This is a genomic window from Cohnella thermotolerans DSM 17683, from assembly GCF_000429825.1.
Taxonomy (GTDB): domain Bacteria; phylum Bacillota; class Bacilli; order Paenibacillales; family Paenibacillaceae; genus Cohnella; species Cohnella thermotolerans.
This window is the reverse complement of the sequence record NZ_KE386966.1, coordinates 13,380-31,904: the sequence shown is the minus strand read 5'-3', so window position 1 is coordinate 31,904 and position 18,525 is coordinate 13,380. Positions and strand designations below refer to the sequence as shown.

The 18,525-nt window shown below is 63.0% G+C and carries 15 protein-coding genes; 10 read left to right on the top strand and 5 right to left on the bottom strand.

The genetic code is table 11. From position 1 onward, the window contains the following. Positions 1-88: 88 nt before the first annotated feature. Together G485_RS0123870 and G485_RS0123865 are read right to left on the bottom strand one after the other, a co-directional pair. Positions 89-2,203, bottom strand: coding sequence for a multicopper oxidase family protein (locus G485_RS0123870; RefSeq protein WP_027094611.1), 2,115 nt, complete (start codon positions 2,201-2,203; stop codon positions 89-91). Positions 2,204-2,432: 229 nt separating this feature from the next. Next, a complete protein-coding gene (locus tag G485_RS0123865) occupies positions 2,433-4,424 on the bottom strand; it encodes a glycoside hydrolase family 127 protein (RefSeq protein ID WP_027094610.1) in 1,992 nt (663 codons plus the stop codon). A 124-nt stretch (positions 4,425-4,548) separates the two neighbouring features. Here G485_RS0123865 and G485_RS0123860 point away from each other — a divergent pair, with 124 nt between their 5' ends. From G485_RS0123860 to lspA, 4 genes are all read left to right on the top strand, one after another. Beyond that, on the top strand, positions 4,549-5,412 hold the full coding sequence (locus G485_RS0123860) for an AraC family transcriptional regulator (RefSeq protein WP_027094609.1): 864 nt from the start codon (positions 4,549-4,551) through the stop codon (positions 5,410-5,412). Positions 5,413-5,481: 69 nt separating this feature from the next. Continuing rightward, a complete protein-coding gene (locus tag G485_RS0123855) occupies positions 5,482-6,249 on the top strand; it encodes an ABC transporter ATP-binding protein (protein WP_027094608.1) in 768 nt (255 codons plus the stop codon). Further along, a complete protein-coding gene (locus G485_RS0123850; RefSeq protein WP_027094607.1) occupies positions 6,246-7,553 on the top strand; it encodes an ABC transporter permease in 1,308 nt (435 codons plus the stop codon). Before G485_RS0123855 ends, G485_RS0123850 begins: the two co-directional genes overlap by 4 nt. 106 nt (positions 7,554-7,659) lie before the next feature. Further along, positions 7,660-8,124, top strand: a complete 465-nt coding sequence (gene lspA, locus G485_RS0123845; RefSeq protein ID WP_027094606.1) for a signal peptidase II — start codon at positions 7,660-7,662, stop codon at positions 8,122-8,124. An 85-nt stretch (positions 8,125-8,209) separates the two neighbouring features. On the opposite strand, the gene arfA is transcribed toward lspA, so the two are convergent. Further along, positions 8,210-9,721 carry an arabinosylfuranosidase ArfA gene (arfA, locus tag G485_RS0123840; protein WP_027094605.1) on the bottom strand — a complete coding sequence of 504 codons (1,512 nt, stop codon included), beginning with the start codon at positions 9,719-9,721 and terminating at the stop codon, positions 8,210-8,212. A 125-nt stretch (positions 9,722-9,846) separates the two neighbouring features. On the opposite strand from arfA, the gene G485_RS0123835 reads away from it, so the two are divergent. Further along, on the top strand, positions 9,847-10,749 hold the full coding sequence (locus G485_RS0123835; RefSeq protein ID WP_084423477.1) for an ArsR/SmtB family transcription factor: 903 nt from the start codon (positions 9,847-9,849) through the stop codon (positions 10,747-10,749). A gap of 116 nt (positions 10,750-10,865) precedes the next feature. Here the strand turns inward: G485_RS0123835 and G485_RS0123830 are convergent, their stop codons facing one another. Further along, complete coding sequence (locus tag G485_RS0123830) at positions 10,866-12,152, bottom strand: WD40/YVTN/BNR-like repeat-containing protein (protein ID WP_156922566.1); 1,287 nt, start codon at positions 12,150-12,152, stop codon at positions 10,866-10,868. 155 nt (positions 12,153-12,307) lie between these two features. Between G485_RS0123830 and G485_RS0123825 the strand changes: the two genes are divergently transcribed. The 3 genes from G485_RS0123825 to G485_RS0123815 all read left to right on the top strand — a co-directional run bounded on the left by G485_RS0123825 (position 12,308) and on the right by G485_RS0123815 (position 15,294). Next, positions 12,308-13,489 carry an ROK family transcriptional regulator gene (locus G485_RS0123825; protein WP_027094602.1) on the top strand — a complete coding sequence of 394 codons (1,182 nt, stop codon included), beginning with the start codon at positions 12,308-12,310 and terminating at the stop codon, positions 13,487-13,489. A gap of 39 nt (positions 13,490-13,528) precedes the next feature. Next, positions 13,529-14,488 (top strand): ROK family protein, encoded by a 960-nt coding sequence (locus G485_RS0123820; protein WP_027094601.1) that lies wholly within the window; start codon positions 13,529-13,531, stop codon positions 14,486-14,488. A gap of 116 nt (positions 14,489-14,604) precedes the next feature. Beyond that, the gene (locus G485_RS0123815; protein ID WP_027094600.1) at positions 14,605-15,294 is read left to right on the top strand and encodes a queuosine precursor transporter; all 690 of its coding nucleotides are present in this window, start codon (positions 14,605-14,607) and stop codon (positions 15,292-15,294) included. Positions 15,295-15,470: 176 nt separating this feature from the next. Here the strand turns inward: G485_RS0123815 and G485_RS0123810 are convergent, their stop codons facing one another. After that, positions 15,471-16,469, bottom strand: coding sequence for an acrylyl-CoA reductase family protein (locus G485_RS0123810; protein WP_027094599.1), 999 nt, complete (start codon positions 16,467-16,469; stop codon positions 15,471-15,473). 262 nt (positions 16,470-16,731) lie between these two features. Here G485_RS0123810 and G485_RS30730 point away from each other — a divergent pair, with 262 nt between their 5' ends. Beyond that, positions 16,732-17,736, top strand: a complete 1,005-nt coding sequence (locus G485_RS30730; protein WP_051318544.1) for an ABC transporter permease — start codon at positions 16,732-16,734, stop codon at positions 17,734-17,736. After that, positions 17,730-18,521 (top strand): ABC transporter ATP-binding protein, encoded by a 792-nt coding sequence (locus G485_RS30725; protein ID WP_027094598.1) that lies wholly within the window; start codon positions 17,730-17,732, stop codon positions 18,519-18,521. Before G485_RS30730 ends, G485_RS30725 begins: the two co-directional genes overlap by 7 nt. The last annotated feature ends 4 nt before the right edge of the window (positions 18,522-18,525 follow it).

The window sequence follows — 18,525 nt, the reverse complement described above, 5'->3', positions numbered from 1 at the left end:
CATTCGCCGATTCCGGCGCATGCGGGTCAAAGCGGCTCAGCATCTGAGCTGCATTCGCCCGTTTCGGCCCGTGCCGGCATCCCGCCCCTTATTCGGGGTGGTTGCCGGTCGCGCTGCCGGCTGCGTAGGGCGTCGTCACGCCCTCGTACATGAGATGCATCGTCATGCCGGCTGCCGCATGATCCAGGTTGTGGCAATGGTCCATCCACAGGCCCGGATTGTCGGCCCGGAACGCGATCTCGTACCGGTCGCCGGGAAGGACGTCGACCGTATCCGCCCACCAGGGCGAGCCGTCGGCCGCCTCCCCGTTGCGGGAGAGCACCAGGACGTGGTGACCGTGCAAATGCATGGGATGGTCGACCATTCCGCGGTTGACGATCGTCGTCTTCACGAGGTCGCCCTCCTTCACCATGAAGGCCGGCGTATTCGGGAACACTTCCCCGTTCAGCGTATACAGCATATTGTATTGCCCGTTGAAAAAGCCGAGCTCGTTGTCCAGCACCATCGTGAATTCCCGGTCGAACGCGCTGTCCTTGCCGAACGGCGTCTCCTTCGGCTTGCCGTAGTGCAGCGGATCGAACTCGGAGCTCCCGGCCGGCAAGTCCGGAATGTCGCCCGATCCGTCGGGGCTCATGAAGACGCCGAGATCCTTGCGTCCGCCGACGCTCAGGAAGACCGGCCGGTCCGGCATCACGAACGTCGCGTCATACCTGCCGCCCGTCGTCAGGACGAGGCGCGTGCCGCTCTCCAGCTCGCCCGGCTCGTTCAGGTCGGTTCCGTCGATGGCGGCGACCCGAAAATCCGTTCCAACGAGCCGGTACGTCTGCCGGACCCAGTTGTCCGTGTTGACGAGGCGAAGACGCACAGGCGTTCCGGGCGCAACGCGGACCCGGTCGACGCCGTCCGAAGCCGCGATCGCCATGCCTGCGCCGTCCCAGGCGTGGGTCATGACGGTAATATCGCGTTCCCCCTCCCGGTTCCCGTCATCGGCCGGCTCGACAATGAGCGAACCGAACAGCCCATTGGATACCCCTTCCAACGAATCCTGGTGCGTATGGTACCAGAACGTGCCGGTTTGTTCCGCGCGGAACCGGTACGTATGCGTTTGCCCCGGCATAACCGCATCCTGCGTGACGCCGGTGACTCCGTCTTCCGCATTGGGAACGTCCAGCCCGTGCCAATGGATTGTCACGCCGGCGTCGATGTCCTTGTTGACCAACGTCACTTCCACGACCTCGCCTTCCTTCACCCGCAGCTCGGGGCCGGGGACTTGGCCGTTGTACGTCCAGGCTTCCACCGTCTTGCCGGAGGCGAGCCGGATCGTTTGTTTCTCCGCGGTCAGCGTAAATCGGCGATCGGGCTGCGAATGCGGACCGGTCAGGCTCGCCACGGACACCTGCGCCTCAGCCCCGGCAGTTGCCGCCAAATACTCCGCATGGCCGGCAGGCGCATGCTGGCCTTGCCCGGTGGATCCCTTGCCGTCATCCATCGGTCCCGCCGTCATATCGATCCGTTCCGGCAGCTTGCTGTTCTGCGCGGCGATCGCCCACGGAACAGCGGCGGTAACAACGACGGCTGCCAGGATCGTCAACCCGCGCAGGCAGCGTCTCCATAGCGGCGGCCGCGGGAGTGCGGCTTCGGATTGTGCGGCGCGCCGGCTGCGGCGGGAATGGCCGTAGCCGATGGCGGCCAACGCGACGGCCAGCGCAAGAAGCGGCACCGCTGCGTCCGGCAGGCTGAACGGGAAGGGAGGCTTGAACGCGAAGTACAAGGCGGTCAGCGCCCCCAACGCCACCGCCCGGAACGGCACGATAAGCCCGGGATCGGCAGTCCGGCTGCGGATGTCGGACGAGAGCGGCTCCTTCTCCGGTCCGGCCGTATCCCGAAGCAGCCGAACGAGCCTGGGGACCGATATGAACCATAGGCCAAGAACCGGAATAACGGCCAGGGGCGCGTGCAGCGCCAGCCGATCCAGCCAGAACGTCTTGTCGAACGAGCCGGCGATGACGATTGCGCTCCCCGCCTGCGCCGCGCAGACGACCGTCAGCACGGGCGGCCACCGCAGCAGCCGGCGCGTCTGGCGGCGAAGCTTTTCGCCGGTCCCCGCATAGACCAGCTTCGAAGCCCGATTGCCGGCCAGCCAGCCCAGCAGCGCCAGGAGGACCAGGCTGGCCAGCTCCAATCCAACAAGCGATCCGTACATATTTTATCGATTCTCCTTTATCGAGCGAGCGTCAGATTCATTGTAACGGCTCCGGCGATAAAGGAGATCGGACATCGGGCGTAACGGGACGCCGGACCGTCGGCGGAGTTCCGAGCTGGTCCCGAGTCGGAGGGAACGGGAAAAAGACAAGGGACGTCCCCGCCCGGCCGACAACCGAAGCAGGAAAGTCCCTTGTCTTGTTGAAGCGCTGCCCGGCTAAGCAGCCCCTTTAAGCTTGCGCCGTCCGGATCCAGACGATCATCTCGCCCGGCGTCCGGTTGCCCCACAGATAGTACGGCACCGCCTTGAAGCGCACGGGCTTCGTCCCGCCGCCTTGGCCCAGCGGCCGGTACGGCGTATCCTCCGCCCAACCGGAGCGGTCTGCGGCGATCGCATCGCCTTCGATGACGATGCATCCGCCCAGCAAATCGGCGTCGAACCGTTCGCTCAGCTTCGCGTCAGCCGCCAGGCAGAGCGAAGCCAGCGGCGCGCCGTTGTCGGCCTCCTCCAGGCAGTATACCAGCGGGCCCCGCTGGATGGCGGCCCGCCCCGCGTTGGCGCGAATGAGCGGATTCGCCGCGATCAGCTTCGTCTCCAGCGGCAGCTGCCACACCGCTTCGTCGCCGTCCGACCAGGTTCGCTCCACGATGGCGTAGCCGTTCTCCACGCGGTAAGCGATCGGCTGCCCGCCGACGGTCAGCACGGGCTTGCCGCTCTGGAACCAGGCCGGCACGCGAAGCGCCAGTGCGAACGCCGCGCCGCCCTCCTTGTCCGGCGGCAGCGAGACTTTAAAACTCACGCGACCGTCCCAGGGCAGGGCGGATTGCTGCTTCAGCCCGACCTGACCGGCGTCCGCAAGCACGAATTGCGCTTCGCTGCCGATGTACAGGTGCACGTAAATCCGGTTGTCCGCCGGAGACGAACCGTAAATATATTCGTTCAGCGAGCTGAGCAGCCGGGCCACATTGGGCGGGCAGCAGGAGCAGCCGAACCACTTCTGGCGCACCGGCTTGACGTGGTGTTTGCCCGGGTTTTTCGCGCTCGCTTCCGGCCATACCTCGAGCGGATTCACATAGAAGAAGTGCTTGCCGTCCCTGGACATGCTGCCGAGCACGTTGTTGTACAGCGCCCGTTCCATCACGTCGGCGTACTCGCTCTTGGCTTCCAGCTGCAGCATCCGCCGCGCGAAGAAGATCAGGCCGATGGAGGCGCACGTCTCGGCGTAGACCGTATCGTTCGGCAAGTCGTAATCGAAGGAGAACGCTTCCCCGTGATGGGTGGAACCGATGCCGCCGGTGATGTACATTTGCTTGCGCGTCACGTTGTTCCACAGCCGTTCGCACGCGGCGCGAAGCTGCGAATCGCCCGTCAGGCGAGCCAGGTCCGCCATCGCCGTGTACATATAGACGGCGCGCACGGAGTGGCCGACCGCCACGGACTGCTCCCGGACGGGCAGGTGGCTTTGGTTGTACTCAAGGTTCGGCGCAGGGACGGTGCCTTGCACCCAGTGGCTCGTCCGTCCCCGGCGCTCCCACTCCTCCACGAAGTAGCTCGGCTTGCTGCCGCGTTCGTCAATGAAAAATTGGCTGAGCTTCAGATACCTTTTTTCCCCCGTCGTCTCGTACAGCTTCACCAGCGCCAGCTCGATCTCCTGATGCCCGCAGTACCCCTTCAGCTTGCCCGGCTCCGGTCCGAACACGCTGTCGATGTAGTCCGCGAACCTGCACACGATATCGAGCAGCTTGCGCTTGCCCGTGCCGCGGTAATAGGCGACGGCGGCTTCGATCAGATGTCCGGCGCAGTAAAGTTCGTGCGCGTCCAGCAGATTCGTCCAGCGCTTCCCCGGCTCCTTGATCGTGAAGTACGTATTCACGTAGCCATCCTCCTGCTGGGCCCGGCCGATCAGCTCGATCACTTCGTCGGCAATCTTCTCCAGCTCCGGATCGGGATGGTTGCCCAGCGAGTACCCGACGGCTTCCAGCCATTTGGCCAGATCGCTGTCTTGGAACACCAGGCCTCCGAATTCGCCTTCCTGCAAGCCGGCCGCAATGCGGAAGTTTCGGATCGCATAGCTCGGCTCGGCGCCTTCGATGCGATCGTTAAGCGCTTCCCATTGATACGGGATAACGGTGCGGCGGACCAAATCCGAGTAGCCGTTCCAAAAATCGTCTCCAATGCGAACCTGCTGCTCGTTTGCCTTGCCAACTGCGGGCGTATGCATCGTATCCTCCTCCGGAATATCAGAAATTGACTCCTCTAACCTCAGAGTATATGCTTGATTTAAATGCCCGAATAGGCCGAAAATGAACTCCTTTTTTATAAAATTTCACACTGGGGGTGGAGGGGTGAACGAAGCGCTTCACGTCTATCTTCAAACGCCGCCGCTTCCCTATTACCTGGGCGCCGGGCGCTCCCGCTACCTCCCGGGCGATCAGCACCCGAACCGCAAGGGGCTCGGCTTTTTCGATTTGCTGCTGGTCGTCAAAGGGGCGCTGCATATCGGAGAGAACGGGCGGGAATGGACGCTCGCCGAAGGGGAGACGCTGCTGCTGCTTCCGGAAGGCGAGCATTACGCCTCTCGGCCGTGCGGCGAGGAGACCGTGTTCTACTGGATGCACTTCGATCACGAGGGGGAGAGGGGCGAGACGGCGGAGACGAATACGGTGAAGCAGCCGACCGTGAAGCAGCCGTTCTCGAACCCTTATTCGATCCGGATGCCCAAGCGTTCCGCGCTTCGAAATCCGGCGGCGGCGTTCGGGCTGCTGGAGCAGCTGTTGAAGCAATCGGGGGAAAACCGTTCGGCGGCGTTCTGGAGAGAGCAGAGCCTGCTTCTGGAGCTGCTGAGGCTGCTGGAGGAAGGGGCCGCAGGCGGCGCTTCGTCGCCTTCGCTCAAGCTGGCGCAGCAGACGGAGGCCTATTTGAAGCAATATTACCGGACGGAAATAACGAACGAGTCGCTGGCGGAAGCTTTGCATTTTCACCCCAATTATGTCGTTCGCTGCATGAAGGAGCATTACCGCCGCACGCCGATGGAATATTTGCACGATTACCGGCTGGAGCAGGCCAAGCTGCTGCTCATCACGACCGAGCGGTCGATCGCGCAAATCGCCGAAGAGGTCGGATTCCGCTACGCGCCGTATTTTTCAAGCTGCTTTAAGGCGAGCGTCGGCCTGTCGCCGCTTCAATTCAGAAAAATGTATCTGCCGTGACCGGTCCTTCGTACTACAAGAGCAAGGGATCGAATCCCGGCCGATCAACCATCGTTGGAGGTGCATGGGATGGAGGCACAGAAGCCCGTCCTGCTGCAAGCGCATATCGAGGAAGCCGGTTACGAGCCGGGCAAACCTTACTTGCGGGACATCCGATTCGACGTGCGTTCCGGGGAAAGGCTCGGACTGCTCGGACCGAACGGCGCCGGCAAAAGCACGGTGATGAAAGGGCTGCTCGGGCAGCTTCCGCATTGGAAAGGCCGGCTGCTGTGGCACGGCGAAGAGACGGCGGACGCATCGGACGGGGAGCTTATCCGCCGGATGGCCTATATTCCCGAGCAGCCGATCTTGTATGACCGCTTCACGCTGTGGGAGCATTTGCAGCTTGCGGCCGCGGCGGCCGAGCTGCCCGAAGAGCGCTTCGCCCTGCGGGCGGAAGAGCTGCTGCGCCGGTTCCGGCTGCTGAAGTCGAAGCACGAATACCCTGTGCGCTTCTCCAAGGGCATGCAGCAGAAGGTGATGCTCATCGCGGCGTTCCTGCTGGAGCCGGAGCTGTTCCTCGTGGACGAGCCCTTCATCGGCCTCGACCCCGGCGCCGTTATGGAGCTGCTGGCGGCGCTCGACGAGGAACGGGCGCGAGGCGCTTCCGTTATTTTGACCACGCACGTCCTTGATTCGGCGGAGCGGCTGTGCGACCGGTTCGTGCTTATTCACGACGGAGGCGTCGCCGCGTCGGGACGGATCGAAGAGATTCGAGCCGCGGCCGGCTGTCCGGACGGAACGCCGCTGTTCGATTGCTTCCGCATTCTGACCGCGGAAGAGGAGGGACGGCCGTGAGGCCCTTGCGCCGCTTCCGGCCGCTGCCGCTGGCGGCTTCCCGCATCGCGGGGTTTTGGCTGGAAGTGTGGAAATGCTGGCGGCTTACGCTCGATTGGACGGTGCAGCTGTATATCGCGCTGCCGGCGTTGTTCGTCGGCGCCAATATGTACCGCGACGCGTGGCAGCATCCGCCCGAATGGTTCGCGATCGTCACGCCCCAAACCGTGTTCGCCCTTCTGGGAGCGTGGATGCTGCGGGCGCGCCTCCGCACCTTCGCCGATCCCGGCGACGGTTTGTTCCTTCGCAGGAACCGGCGCTGGACGACGAAGCTGCTCGCCGTCGGCTTCGCCTATACGTGGTTGGCCCGGCTGCTGCTCTCCGCGGCGGCGGCCGGCCTTCTCGTCCCGGTGCTGGACATTCGCCTGCACTGGACGTTCGGCACGGGCGCATCGCTGGTTGCCGCCTCTTCGCTGCTGGGCTACGTCTGGGCGCTCGTTCGCGACAGGGTGGAGCGCAGGCGGTCCGGCTGGAGCCGGATCGCCGTCTCCTGGCTCATCCGGGCCGGGCTGATGGCGGCCTGGATCGCCTCCATGACGGCGGCGCTTCATCGTCCGGTCTTGCTTGCTGCTGTTTTCGCCCTTCTGCTCGGGGCGTCGATTGCGCTCACTTGGCGGAGGGCGCTCGCGCGAGGGACGTTTATGCAGGAGGTTGCGGCGGAGGACGAAGCCTATGTCGCCTGCGTCCGGATTCTTCTCCAAAATTCCGTCGGCATCCGCAACAAGCCTGCGTTTCGCAAGCCCGTGTTCTCGCTGGCGGGCCGCAGCGTGTTCAGCAAGCGGGAGATGACGCAGCGAATCGCCGAGCTGTGGCTGAAGGCGGGACTGCGCGAAGGAGAAAATATCCGCTTGCTGATCATGCTGACGTTGCTGGGCATGGCCGCGCTCCTCCTGAGTCCGTTGCCGCTGGCGGCCGTTCTGTGGCCCGTTCTGGGGCTGCTTGTCCTGTTCCGGCTTCACGGGCAATGGCGGCAATGGGAGCAAGAGCGATTCGTATCCATGCTGCCCTGGCCCCCGGGAGCTCCGGGCTTGGCGGAGCCCCTCGCCCGTTCGTTCTTCTTCCTGCCGATGTTCGGGTTGTGGGGTCTTGCGCTCGGCTTGAAGGCAGCTCTGATGTACGGCGGCGCCTGGTGGATCGCCGTTCCCGCCGCCGTTGCGGCGGGGTGGGCGCTCGGCAAGCTGCTCAACGGCGGGATGACGGCTTTCTTCAAGAGCCGATCCCGGAAGCGGCAAGACAACCGCGAACGTTCGGAACGGCCGGTCTGACTTGCCCGGAAGGAGGACCTTCCCGCCGCCGGCGCCGTCTTGGTATAAGCGCCGCAATGCGGTACAATCGGATTATAGCGTTTCTATCAAAGGAGGCGTGGCCGGGTTGCTATTTTATCTGTTTTCCGCGATCGTTATCGCCGCCGATCAATTGTCCAAGTGGTGGATTCGCAGCCATCTGAAGATGGAGGAAGCGGCCCGGGTTTGGGGCGGACGTATCCATGTGATTCGCCTGGAGAACACGGGCGCGGCCGGCAGTTCGTTCCAGGGCTACGGGAAATGGTTCGTTCCCGTCGCGGTGCTGATCGTTGCTTTCGTTCTGTATTATCGTTATAAAGGAAAGCTAAGAGGCGTCTGGATGGAGATCGGAACCGGCTTGTTCGTCGGAGGCGCCATCGGCAACGCCATCGACCGCACGCTGTTCGACGGCGTGACGGATTTCATCCAGCTCAAGGGCCAGGGCGGCGTCATGAATATTGCGGACATTTCGCTGAATATCGGCATGATCGTCTTGCTGCTCGCGATGCTGTTCTCGCGCCGCAAGCGGACCGAGGTGTCTGCGGCGGAGTGACGGGCAACGAGGGTTCGGCTAGAGCGCCTTCAATTCTCGACGCAGCGAGCCGCAGCCGGACAGGCATACGGGCTCGCTTTGTCTCTTAAACCTTGAACCGCAGCACGTTCCACGACGCTTTCGGAAGCTGAGCCGCAAACGACGACGCCTCGCCGCGAGCGACGGTTCCTTCGCTTCTGCGCGGCTTCACCCGGTCCGGTTGATCGGCCGTGTTGACGGCATACGGATCGTCGCTGTCCATGACGAGATGCTCGATGAGGCTCGCGGCCCCGAAGCTCCGCAGGTCGACATCGAAGCTGAGGGTCTCGCTCAGGTGGCGGTTGACGGCGAATACGGTCACCTCGCCGGCTTCCTCGTTGTGCACGGCAACCGCTTCCACATAAGGCACGTCTGTATACTCGCTGCAGTCGTATTTCGGCGAATGGACGAGCGGCACGAGAACGGTGCCGCGTCCGAAGACGCTGGCGTGCAGATAAGGATAATAGATCGTCTGCTTCCAGGCGCGTCCGCCGTTCTCCGTCATGATCGGGGCGATGACGTTGACGAGCTGCGCCAGGCACGCCATTTTCACCCGGTCCGCGCGTTTGAGCAAGCTGATCAGCATGCAGCCGACGACGAGAGCATCCTCGTGATTGTAGACGTCCTCCAGTTGGGGAGGAGCCACTTGCCAGGGCTCGATTTGCTTGTCGGCTTCGTTGGAATGGTACCAGACGTTCCATTCGTCGAACGACAGATAGATGTTCTTTTTGCTGCGCTTCTTCGCCTTGATGTAATCGCAGACGGCGATGACCGTCTTGATGAAGTCGTCCATGTCCAGCGAACGGGCGAGGAAGGTGGCCGAGTCGCGCTTGTGATTCTGGTAGTAGCGGTGCAGCGAAATATATTCGACTTGCTCGTACGCCAGATCGAGGACGGTCGCTTCCCATTCCGGATACGTCGGCATGAACGTGCCGGAGCTGCCGCAGGCGACAAGCTCGATCGTCGGATCGACCCACTTCATCATCTTGGCGCTCTCCGCCGCAATCCGTCCGTATTCGACCGCCGTTTTGCCGCCCATTTGCCACGGCCCGTCCATTTCGTTCCCCAGACACCACGTTTTGATGTTGTGAGGCTCCTTGTAGCCGTGTTGAATGCGGAGGTCGCTCAGATAAGTGCCGGAGGGATGGTTCGCGTATTCGACCAGCTCGCGCGCTTCATGCGGCCCCCGGGTGCCGAGATTGACGGCCATCATCGCCGTCGTATTCGCCTTGCGGCACCAGTCCATGAACTCGTTCAGGCCGAACGCGTTCGGCTCGATCGTGCGCCAGGCCAGCTCCAGGCGCTTCTTGCGCTGCTCCACCGGTCCGACGCTGTCTTCCCAGTTGAAACCGGATACAAAATTGCCCCCCGGGTAACGCACGATCGGAACGTTCAGCGACTTGATCAATTCCAGCACGTCGGTGCGGAAGCCTTGCTCGTCCGCGGACGGATGCCCGGGCTCGTAAATGCCTCCGTAGACCGCGCGCCCCAAATGCTCGATAAACGATCCGTACAAGCGGGGATCGACTTCGCCCACCTGGAAATCCTTCTCAATTTTCATCGTTGCTTTGCTTGACATTCGATCACCCCATGAAATAATATAAATATTAATCAACTTATAAAAACATTATCTAAACTATATTTATCATATGCCGCGGTTAATTGGCAATGTCTTTTTTTTCTGCCGGCCATGGGAGGGAGCCTATGATTCGAACGAATACGGAACGCAAATGGCTGCGGACGTACGAGGCGCTCGCAAGCGAGGTGCGGTTGACGGTGCTGGAGCTGCTGGCGGAGCGGGAGATGAATGTCAAGGAGCTGGCGAAGGCGCTGCAGCTTAGCGGTCCCATCATGACGATGCATATCCGCAAGCTGGAGGAAGGGGGGCTGATCCGCACGAAGATGGTTCGCAAAGACGGCGGGACGCACAAGATGTGCTCGCTGGCGACGGACGGCGTCGAGATCGCGTTCCCGAACGCAACGCGGCAGAAGCGCCCCGTGCAGGAGGTGAACTTGCCCGTCGGCCATTACTCGCGCTGCGAGGTTTATCCGACCTGCGGGCTGGCCACGGGAGAGAAGCTGATCGGCCAGTTCGACGATCCCCGTTATTTTCTCGAGCCGGAGCGGATGAACGCGCAAATTCTGTGGTTCGGCAAAGGCTACGTGGAATACCGCATCCCCAATTATTTGCTCCCGGGGCAGACGGCGCAGGAGATCGAAATTTCCATGGAGATCGGGTCGGAAGCGCCGGGCATTAACGAGAGCTGGCCGTCGGACATTCACTTCTATTTGAACGGCGTTTTCCTCGGCATCTGGACGAGCCCGGGCGACAGCGGCGGAGGGCGGGGGCAATTGACGCCCGCCTGGTGGAAGGACGATCTGAATCAATACGGTTGGCTCAAAATGATCCGGATATGCGAAGACGGCACTTATGTGGACGGGCAGAAAATGTCGGACGTGCGGCTGGCGGACGTGCCGATGTCGAGGAACGAATGGACGCTCCGGTTCGCCGTTCCCGGCGATGCCGCGCATGTCGGCGGACTGACGATTTACGGCGAACTGTTCGGCAATTACGAGCAGGACATCGTGTTCCGGGTCTATACCTGACTTCATCGGCAAGCATGTCCGACTTTAACGAACCGACGGCGCGGCTTGGTCCGGTTGAAAAAAAGGAGGCTGCTCCCGAAGCCGCGATTGGCGGCTTTACGGAGCAGCCTATTGGTCTAAGCGCCGGGTTTCGCGAACGTGCGCGCCTTCTTCCAGCTCTTCCCTCCGTCGGAGGTGGTGTACAGGACGGAAGGCTCGGCCGCGTCCGTCGCCACGAGCCAAATGTGCTGCGCATCGGTTGCGGCGATGAACTGGTCGCCGTAGCCCGCGAACTCGCTCTTGGAGGCGGCCCAGCTCTTGCCGCCGTCCGTCGTCTCCGCGATCGTGTTCGGCTTGTCGCAAGCCTGGCATTGGCCGCCTATGATCGCCGTCTGCGGATTGACGACATACAGATCGCCTGGGCCGGCGCCGGTTCCGCTCGGGTACTTGCCGTCCTCCATGGAGAAGCCCGGAGCCGGTCCCGAACCCGCGCCGTGCTTGACGATGGCGGGCAGCCAGGATTTGCCCCCGTCGGACGTATGGAACAGGGCGTAGGAGGTTTGGGTCATGCCGGAGCCGCCGACGACCTCGATCCAGGCGTCGTTTTTGCCGGTTGACCGGATGACGCTGCCAAGCGGCGATACTTCGCTCGTTCGCTTCATGACGGTTTGCCACGTTCGGCCCTTATCGGAGGAATGGAGGAACCGGTATTCGCCTTTGGCTTCCTGCACCGCCCATCCGTTATTCGCGTCGTGGAAGTAGACGTCTCCTACGACGCCGTCGGGAACGCCAAGCTTCGTCCACGTTTTGCCGCCGTCCGTCGTCATGGCGTTGCCGCTGAAAGCGGTCCGATCGCTTGTAAAATGCAGAAAGCCCTCGTTCGGTACGGTTCCGATCGAATTCCAATGCTTGCCACCGTCCGCGGATCCGATGAGCCGCAAGCCTTTGCCGCCGCCGGCGTCGAGCGTCGCCCAGACTTTGTCCCCGTTCAGCGCGAAGAGCTGCTTGACCGTGAAAGAGCCGGAATGCTGCACGGTCCAGTCCGATCCTCCGTTGTCGGTCCGGGCGATCCATCCTTCGCCTCCGGCCCAGCCGCTCTTGGCGTCGGCGAGGCGAAGGGCGGTTACGGTCCCCATGGAGACGGAGGGTGCCGGCGTGCCGGCAGGCACGGGAGATGCGGAGGCGCCGCCGCCATCGCCCGGCTGCTCCGAGGGCGCGGCCGACGGAGATTCGGACGCGCCGGGAGCCGAAGACGCGGAAGCGCCGGGTGAAGCGGAAGCGGTCGAAGAAGCGGAGGGACCTGAGGAAGCCGTCCCGGCGGACGGGCTCCCGGAGCTTTGGCAGCCCGACAACCCAAGCGACAAAGCGATTGTGAGCAGCAGAGTTCCTTTACTTAGCGCCCGTCTTTGGAACATTTGGAACAAGGCGTCCACCACCTTTTCTCGTTGTATGAATCGTTCACCGTTCCATCGTTAGACGAACCAGCGCGAGCGGGTGTTGCAATTCTCCGCGGGCATCGCTTATTATAATTAATAAGGTCACTGGATTAATTAATTTCGAGGAAGGCAAGGCGGCTCTCATGCATAGGGTCAAAGGCAATTTGCAGCTCATGAAAGGCATCAACACCGCATCCTTGCTGAGCTTGCTCCACCGGGAAGGGGAACTGTCGCGGGCGGACTTGTCCCGAATGACGAAGCTGAGTCCGACGACGGTGTCCGCTCTCGTCGAAGAGCTGATCGGACGGGGCCTCGTGGAGGAGGTCGGGGAGAAAGCGGCGGAAGGAGCGGGACGCAGGGCGATCTCCCTGCGCATCAATCCGGGCGGGGGCTACGTCATCGGCTTGTCGCTCAGCGGCCAATCGCTTCAATGCGTCCTCATGGATTTGCACGGCGGCGTCCTGGCGGAATGGAAAACCCCGATCGCCGAAGGCAACGGGGATATTGCCGCCCAGCTTCAGCGGGCCGTCGCCCAATGCGCCGAGCGGACGAAGGGCATGGAAGCCGGTTCCCTTCAAGGGATCGGGGTCGCGGCTCCGGGCATCATCGACGAGGCGAGCGGCTCGGTCGTCTATTCGAGCTACCTGAAGCTGTCCGATCTGAAGGTGCGCAAGCTGCTGGAGGCGCAGCATCCCGAGGTGCCGATCCGGGTCGTCAACGACACGAACGCCGCGGCGTTCGCCGAGCATTATGACGGAAGCGGCAAGGACAGCCGGCACTTGCTCTATTTGACGATCGGGCGCGGAATCGGCTCCGGCTTGATTCTGGACGGGCGAATTTATTCCGGCTCCAACGGAGCCGCGGGCGAGATCGGGCATATTCCGGTCGATCCCGAAGGCGAGCTCTGCGAATGCGGCCGGCGCGGGTGCATCGAGACGGCGGTTACGGCGCCGTACATCATGCGCAAGGTCCGGGGTCTTGCGGCCGGCCTCGGCTTTGCCGCTCCGGCGTCGATGGAAGAGGCGCTGCGGCTTTACGAGAACGGCCGACAAGAGCTGGAGCCGATGTTCGACCGCATCGCGTCGATCGTCTCCTATGCCGTGGCCGCCGCGATCAATTTTATCGGTCCGGAGGCGGTCGTCTTGGACGGGTGGGTCACCGGCTCCGGCAAGTTCATGGATAAGCTGAGGGCGGAGCTGGGGCGGTTTCCTTTTCCCGTCCCGTTCGATCTGGCCAAGCTGCGGGCTTCCGCCCATGGGGAGAAAGGCTCGCTGTACGGGGCGGCGACGTTAATGCTGCAGCAGATTTTTCAGGCCGCAATTTGACGCCGAACAAGGCGCTTTATTTGGAGAGGAGACAAGGATGTGGGCAAGCTGGAAAAAGCGTATGCAGGGATCGATCTGGGCGGGACGAAAATTCTGGCGGTCCTTGTGAACGGAGACGGGAAGCTGCTCGGTTCGGAGGAACGGCCGACGGAGGCGGCGCGGGGACAGGATGCCGTGATCGCCACGATGGCGGAGATGGTCGGGAAGCTGGCCGGCGGCCAAATCGAGCTTCAATCGATCGGCGTCGCGACGGCCGGGACGCTGGATCCGGCGGACGGAACGGTGGAGCTCGCCAGCAACCTCGGATGGCGGAACGTGCCGCTGGGCAAGGAGCTCGAACGGCTGCTCGGCCTGCAGGTGACCGTGGATAACGACGCCAACGCCGCGGCTTACGGGGAATGGAGGGCGGGAGCGGGCGTCGGCACGCAAAATTGCTTGTTCATCACGGTGTCGACCGGCATCGGGGGCGGCATTATTTGCGACGGCAAGCTGATGCGCGGCCGGTCGGCGAGTGCGGGCGAGCTCGGGCACATCACGATCGACTGGAACGGGCCGCGCTGCCCTTGCGGCAACATCGGCTGCCTGGAGCTGTACGCTTCGGGAACGGCGATCGGGAGGGCGGCCGCCTCGGCGGCCGCGGCGGACCCTGTGCGGGGAGCGAAGCTGCTTGCTTTGGCGGGAGGCGCGGCCGGCGATATCACGTCCCGGCACGTCGGGGAAGCGGCGAAGGAAGGAGACGCGCTTGCGCTGGAAGTGCTGAAGCGGGCGGGCACGGCTCTCGGAGCGGGGCTCGTCAGCGCCATTCATCTGGCCAACCCGGAGGCAATCATCCTCGGGGGAGGGGCCTCGCATATCGGCGAGCCGCTGCTCGGGCCGATGCGGGAGGCGCTGGCCGACCGGGTCATTCCTTCCATGGGGCGCGGGGTGAAGATCGTAGCCCCGCGGCTTGGCGCGAAGGCGGGCGCGATCGGCGCCGCTTTGATGGCCAAGGCGCAGTAACGTTAACAAATAACGCGCCTAGCGGATTTTTTATGCTATAATGAGAGGCATTGTCCCGGACAGGGGCCGCGGTTCGCAAACTCCCGCGTTATCAAAACTAGGAGGACTTAGTTCCCATGTTTAATTTTTTATGGGGCGTATTCTTTGTGATCGTCAATTTCGCCCTTTTTCTGGCCTGCTACCGTCTGCTCGGCAAGAACGGGCTGTACGCCTGGATCGGCGCCGCGACGGTGCTCGCCAACATTCAGGTCGTCAAGACGATCGAGATGTTCGGCATCGTCATGACGCTCGGCAACACGATTTACGCGACGATTTATTTGACAACCGACCTGCTCAACGAGAAGTACGGGGAGAAGGAAGCGCGGAAAGCGGTTTGGTTCGGATTTTTCACGATGATCATGTCGCTGATCCTGATGCAGATGGCGCTCGTGTTCAAGCCGGCCGGAGACGACATTGCCGTTCAGGCGCAGCATTCGCTGAGCTTCGTCTTCGACATGACGCCGCGGATCGCGCTCGGCAGCTTGTGCGCCTACTTTATCAGCCAGTTCCTCGACGTTCGCATTTTCAGCCGGTTGAAGGCCGCTTATCCGAGCCGTTCGCAGCTGTGGATTCGCAACAACGGCAGCACCGGGCTGAGCCAGCTTGTGGACACGCTCGTTTTCTGCTCGATCGCGTTCGCGGGCGTCTACCCTTGGGACGTCTGGTGGCAAATCGCGCTCACGACTTACGTGCTCAAATTCGTCATTTCGGTCGCGTCGACGCCGGTCATCTATATGGCTAGAAGCTTCAAATTTAACGAGAGTTAAGATCGCTAGCGCCCCGAAACCGCCTTGTGCGCGGATTCGGGGCGCTGCTGCTTTTTCGGGGTGGGCCGGACGTGCGGGTCACGATGCGGATAGGTAGCGATTCGCTCCTTAAGGTGCCGCGCGAGCCGACGATGGCAGCGCGCGGCACGCTTCGCCAGCTCTCGGCGGCGCCGGGCTCAGTCCCCCAGCGCCACGACGCAGCGGCCGCGCATTTTGCCCTGCAGCACCCGCCGGAGCGCGTCCGGCAGCTCCGCGAGCGTAATGTCGCGCGCGATGGCGTCCAGCAGCGCGGCATCCGGCCGCCATTGCTCCGCGAGGCGGCTCCATACCGTCCGGCGGAGATCCATCGGGCACTGCACGGAGTCGATGCCGAGCAAGTTCACGCCCCGCAGGATGAACGGGAACACGGTCCCGGCGAATTCGGCTCCGCCCGTCAGACCGCTGAGCGCGACGGAGCCTCCGTAGCGGACCGTGCCCAGCACGTGCGGCAAGAACGCGCCGCCGACCGGATCGACCGCTCCGGCCCATCGCTCGCGATGGAGCGCGCGCCCCTCCGGCATGGCCAGCTCCTCGGGAGCGATCACTTCTTGCGCGCCGAGCGCCTTCAAGTACCCGGCCTCGCCGCTCTTGCGCGAGCTGGCCGTCACCTCGTAGCCCGAGCGGGCCAGCAGCGCGACGGCCCAGCTCCCGACGCCGCCCGTGGCTCCGCTCACAAGCACGGGCCCCTTGGCCGGAGCCAGTCCGTTCTCCTCCAGCCGATGCACCGACAGCGCCGCCGTGAATCCGGCGGTGCCCAGGGCCATCGCCGCCCGCGCCGACAGCCCCGGCGGCAGCGGCATGACCCAATCTGCCGGCACGCGGGCGACCTGGCTGAAGCCGCCGAACCGGGAGACGCCGAGGCCGTATCCCGTCACCAGCACCTCGTCCCCTTCCCGGAACTCCGGAACGGAAGAATCCATCACCGTGCCCGCGAGATCGATTCCGGGCACGTGCGGGTAGCTGCGCACAATTTTTCCGTCCGGAATGCTGGCGAGCCCGTCTTTATAGTTGACGCCGGAATAGGCGACGCGGATCGTCACCTCTCCCTCCGGCAAATCGTCGACCGAATAGCCGCGAATTTCCGGCACGAGCTCCGAGCCTTGCCAATCCACCGTCAACGCCTTGAATTTATACATCGAGCATCCTCCCGTCGGCTGTTTTTGGAGGTACTGCAGCCTTTCCACCTATGATAGCACCGCATTCTCCCGAATTGAAGTTGTCTGCGGACGGATGTTGACAGCGGCAGACCGGCAATGGTATTGTAAAATCACACCAAATTACCCACTAATATAATCGGAATTGTATATGAAAAGAGTCGACCGGTCGTCCGGAGACCCTCCTCCGCGGAAGGGTCTCTTTTTTGCGATTCCAAACGTAACGAAGGGAAGTGCAACGCTCATGGAATTGACGGGCAATGTCAAGCTGTCCGCCGATACCCCCGGCAAGAGCCGGCCATCCCCGGCCGCCGTCGTCGTCATCCTGCTGCCTGCCGTTCTGCTTACTCTCTCGCTGGCGCTCCACGAGCTGCTGCCGAACAAGCAGCCGGTGCTCCGGTCGGCGCAGTACGGCTATCTGCTGATCGCATTGCTGATCGCGTACGCGCTGTGGGCGATGGCCGCCTTCGTGTCGGCGGGAGCGTTCCGGAGGCTGAGAAGCCAGGCTCCGATCGCGGCGCTCGTCATTCTCATCGCGGGGGTGTGGGAGCTGCTGACGCTCAAGCTGAACGCGCTGCCGCTGCCCTATTTTCCGTCGCCCGTCAAAATCGCGGACGCGCTTATCGACGATCGCCGCAAGCTGCTGGTCTGCACGCTGTACTCGCTGCGGCTGCTTGTGCTGGGGTACTTGATCGGAGCCTTTTTCGGCCTCGTTACAGGGATTCTGATGGGATGGTACAAACAGTTTCAATACTGGATCAATCCGTTCCTCCGGTTTGTCGGACCGATTCCCGCCACCGCCTGGATTCCGGTCGTCCTGCTCGTGTTCCCGTCCAGCTTCACGGCCAGCGTCTTCCTTATCGCCCTCGGCACCTGGTTCCCGGTGTCCGTCATGACGTGGTCGGGCATCGCGGGAGTGAGCAAATCGTTTTTCGAGGTGGCCCGGACGCTCGGAGCCGGCGAACGGTATCTCGTGCTCCGGGTGGCGCTTCCGGCGGCGTTCCCGCTCATCTTCATCGGCCTGTTCATGGGGCTCGGCACGTCGTTCGTCACGCTGGTCGTCGCCGAGATGCTCGGGGTCAAAGCCGGTCTGGGCTTCTATATCACCTGGGCGCAAGGGTGGGCGGAATATTACAAAGTGTACGCCGCGCTGCTCATTATGGCGGTTCTTTTCTCGACCGTCATTTCGCTGCTCTTCAAGCTCCGCGATCGCGTGCTGATCTGGCAGAAGGGGTTGATCAAATGGTGACGGAGGCCGAAGGCGGACAGATCGCCATCCAGGGCGTGTCGCGCACGTTCGGAGACGGAGGCGCCGAAGTCGTCGCGCTGAGCCGCGTCGAGCTGGATGTCCGGCCGGGCGAATTCGTGTCGCTCATCGGGCCGAGCGGCTGCGGCAAATCGACGCTGCTCCGGCTGGTGGCCGGACTCGATCGCCCGACGGCGGGGGAGCTCCGGCTGGACGGGGAGCCCATCGAGGGCCCGCATTATTCCCGCGGCCTTGTGTTTCAGGATCCGACCCTGTTCCCGTGGAAAACGATTTGGAGCAACGTGGCGACGGGACTGGAAGCGCGAGGGGTGCTTAAGGAACGGCGGGGGGACGTGGACAAAATCATCGAGCTCGTCGGCCTGAGGGACTTCGAGCGCGCTTATCCGCACCAGCTGTCCGGCGGGATGGCGCAGCGCGCCGCGCTGGCCCGCGCGCTCGTCAACCACCCGAAGGTGCTGCTGCTCGACGAGCCGCTCGGCGCGCTCGACGCCTTCACCCGAATGAACTTGCAGGACGAGCTGCTTCGCATCTGGCAGGAGCGGGGCACGACGATGATCTTCGTGACCCACGACATCGACGAAGCGGTGTATCTGAGCGACCGGGTCGTCATCATGACGCCCCGCCCCGCGAGGATCAAGGAGATCGTGACAGTCGATCTGCCGCGTCCGCGCGTGCGGAACGGAGCCGGCTTTTTCGAATACCGGTCGCGGATTCTGGAGTCGCTGCAACTCGTGCCCGAGACGGCGCAGCCCGAATATATCGTGTGAGGTC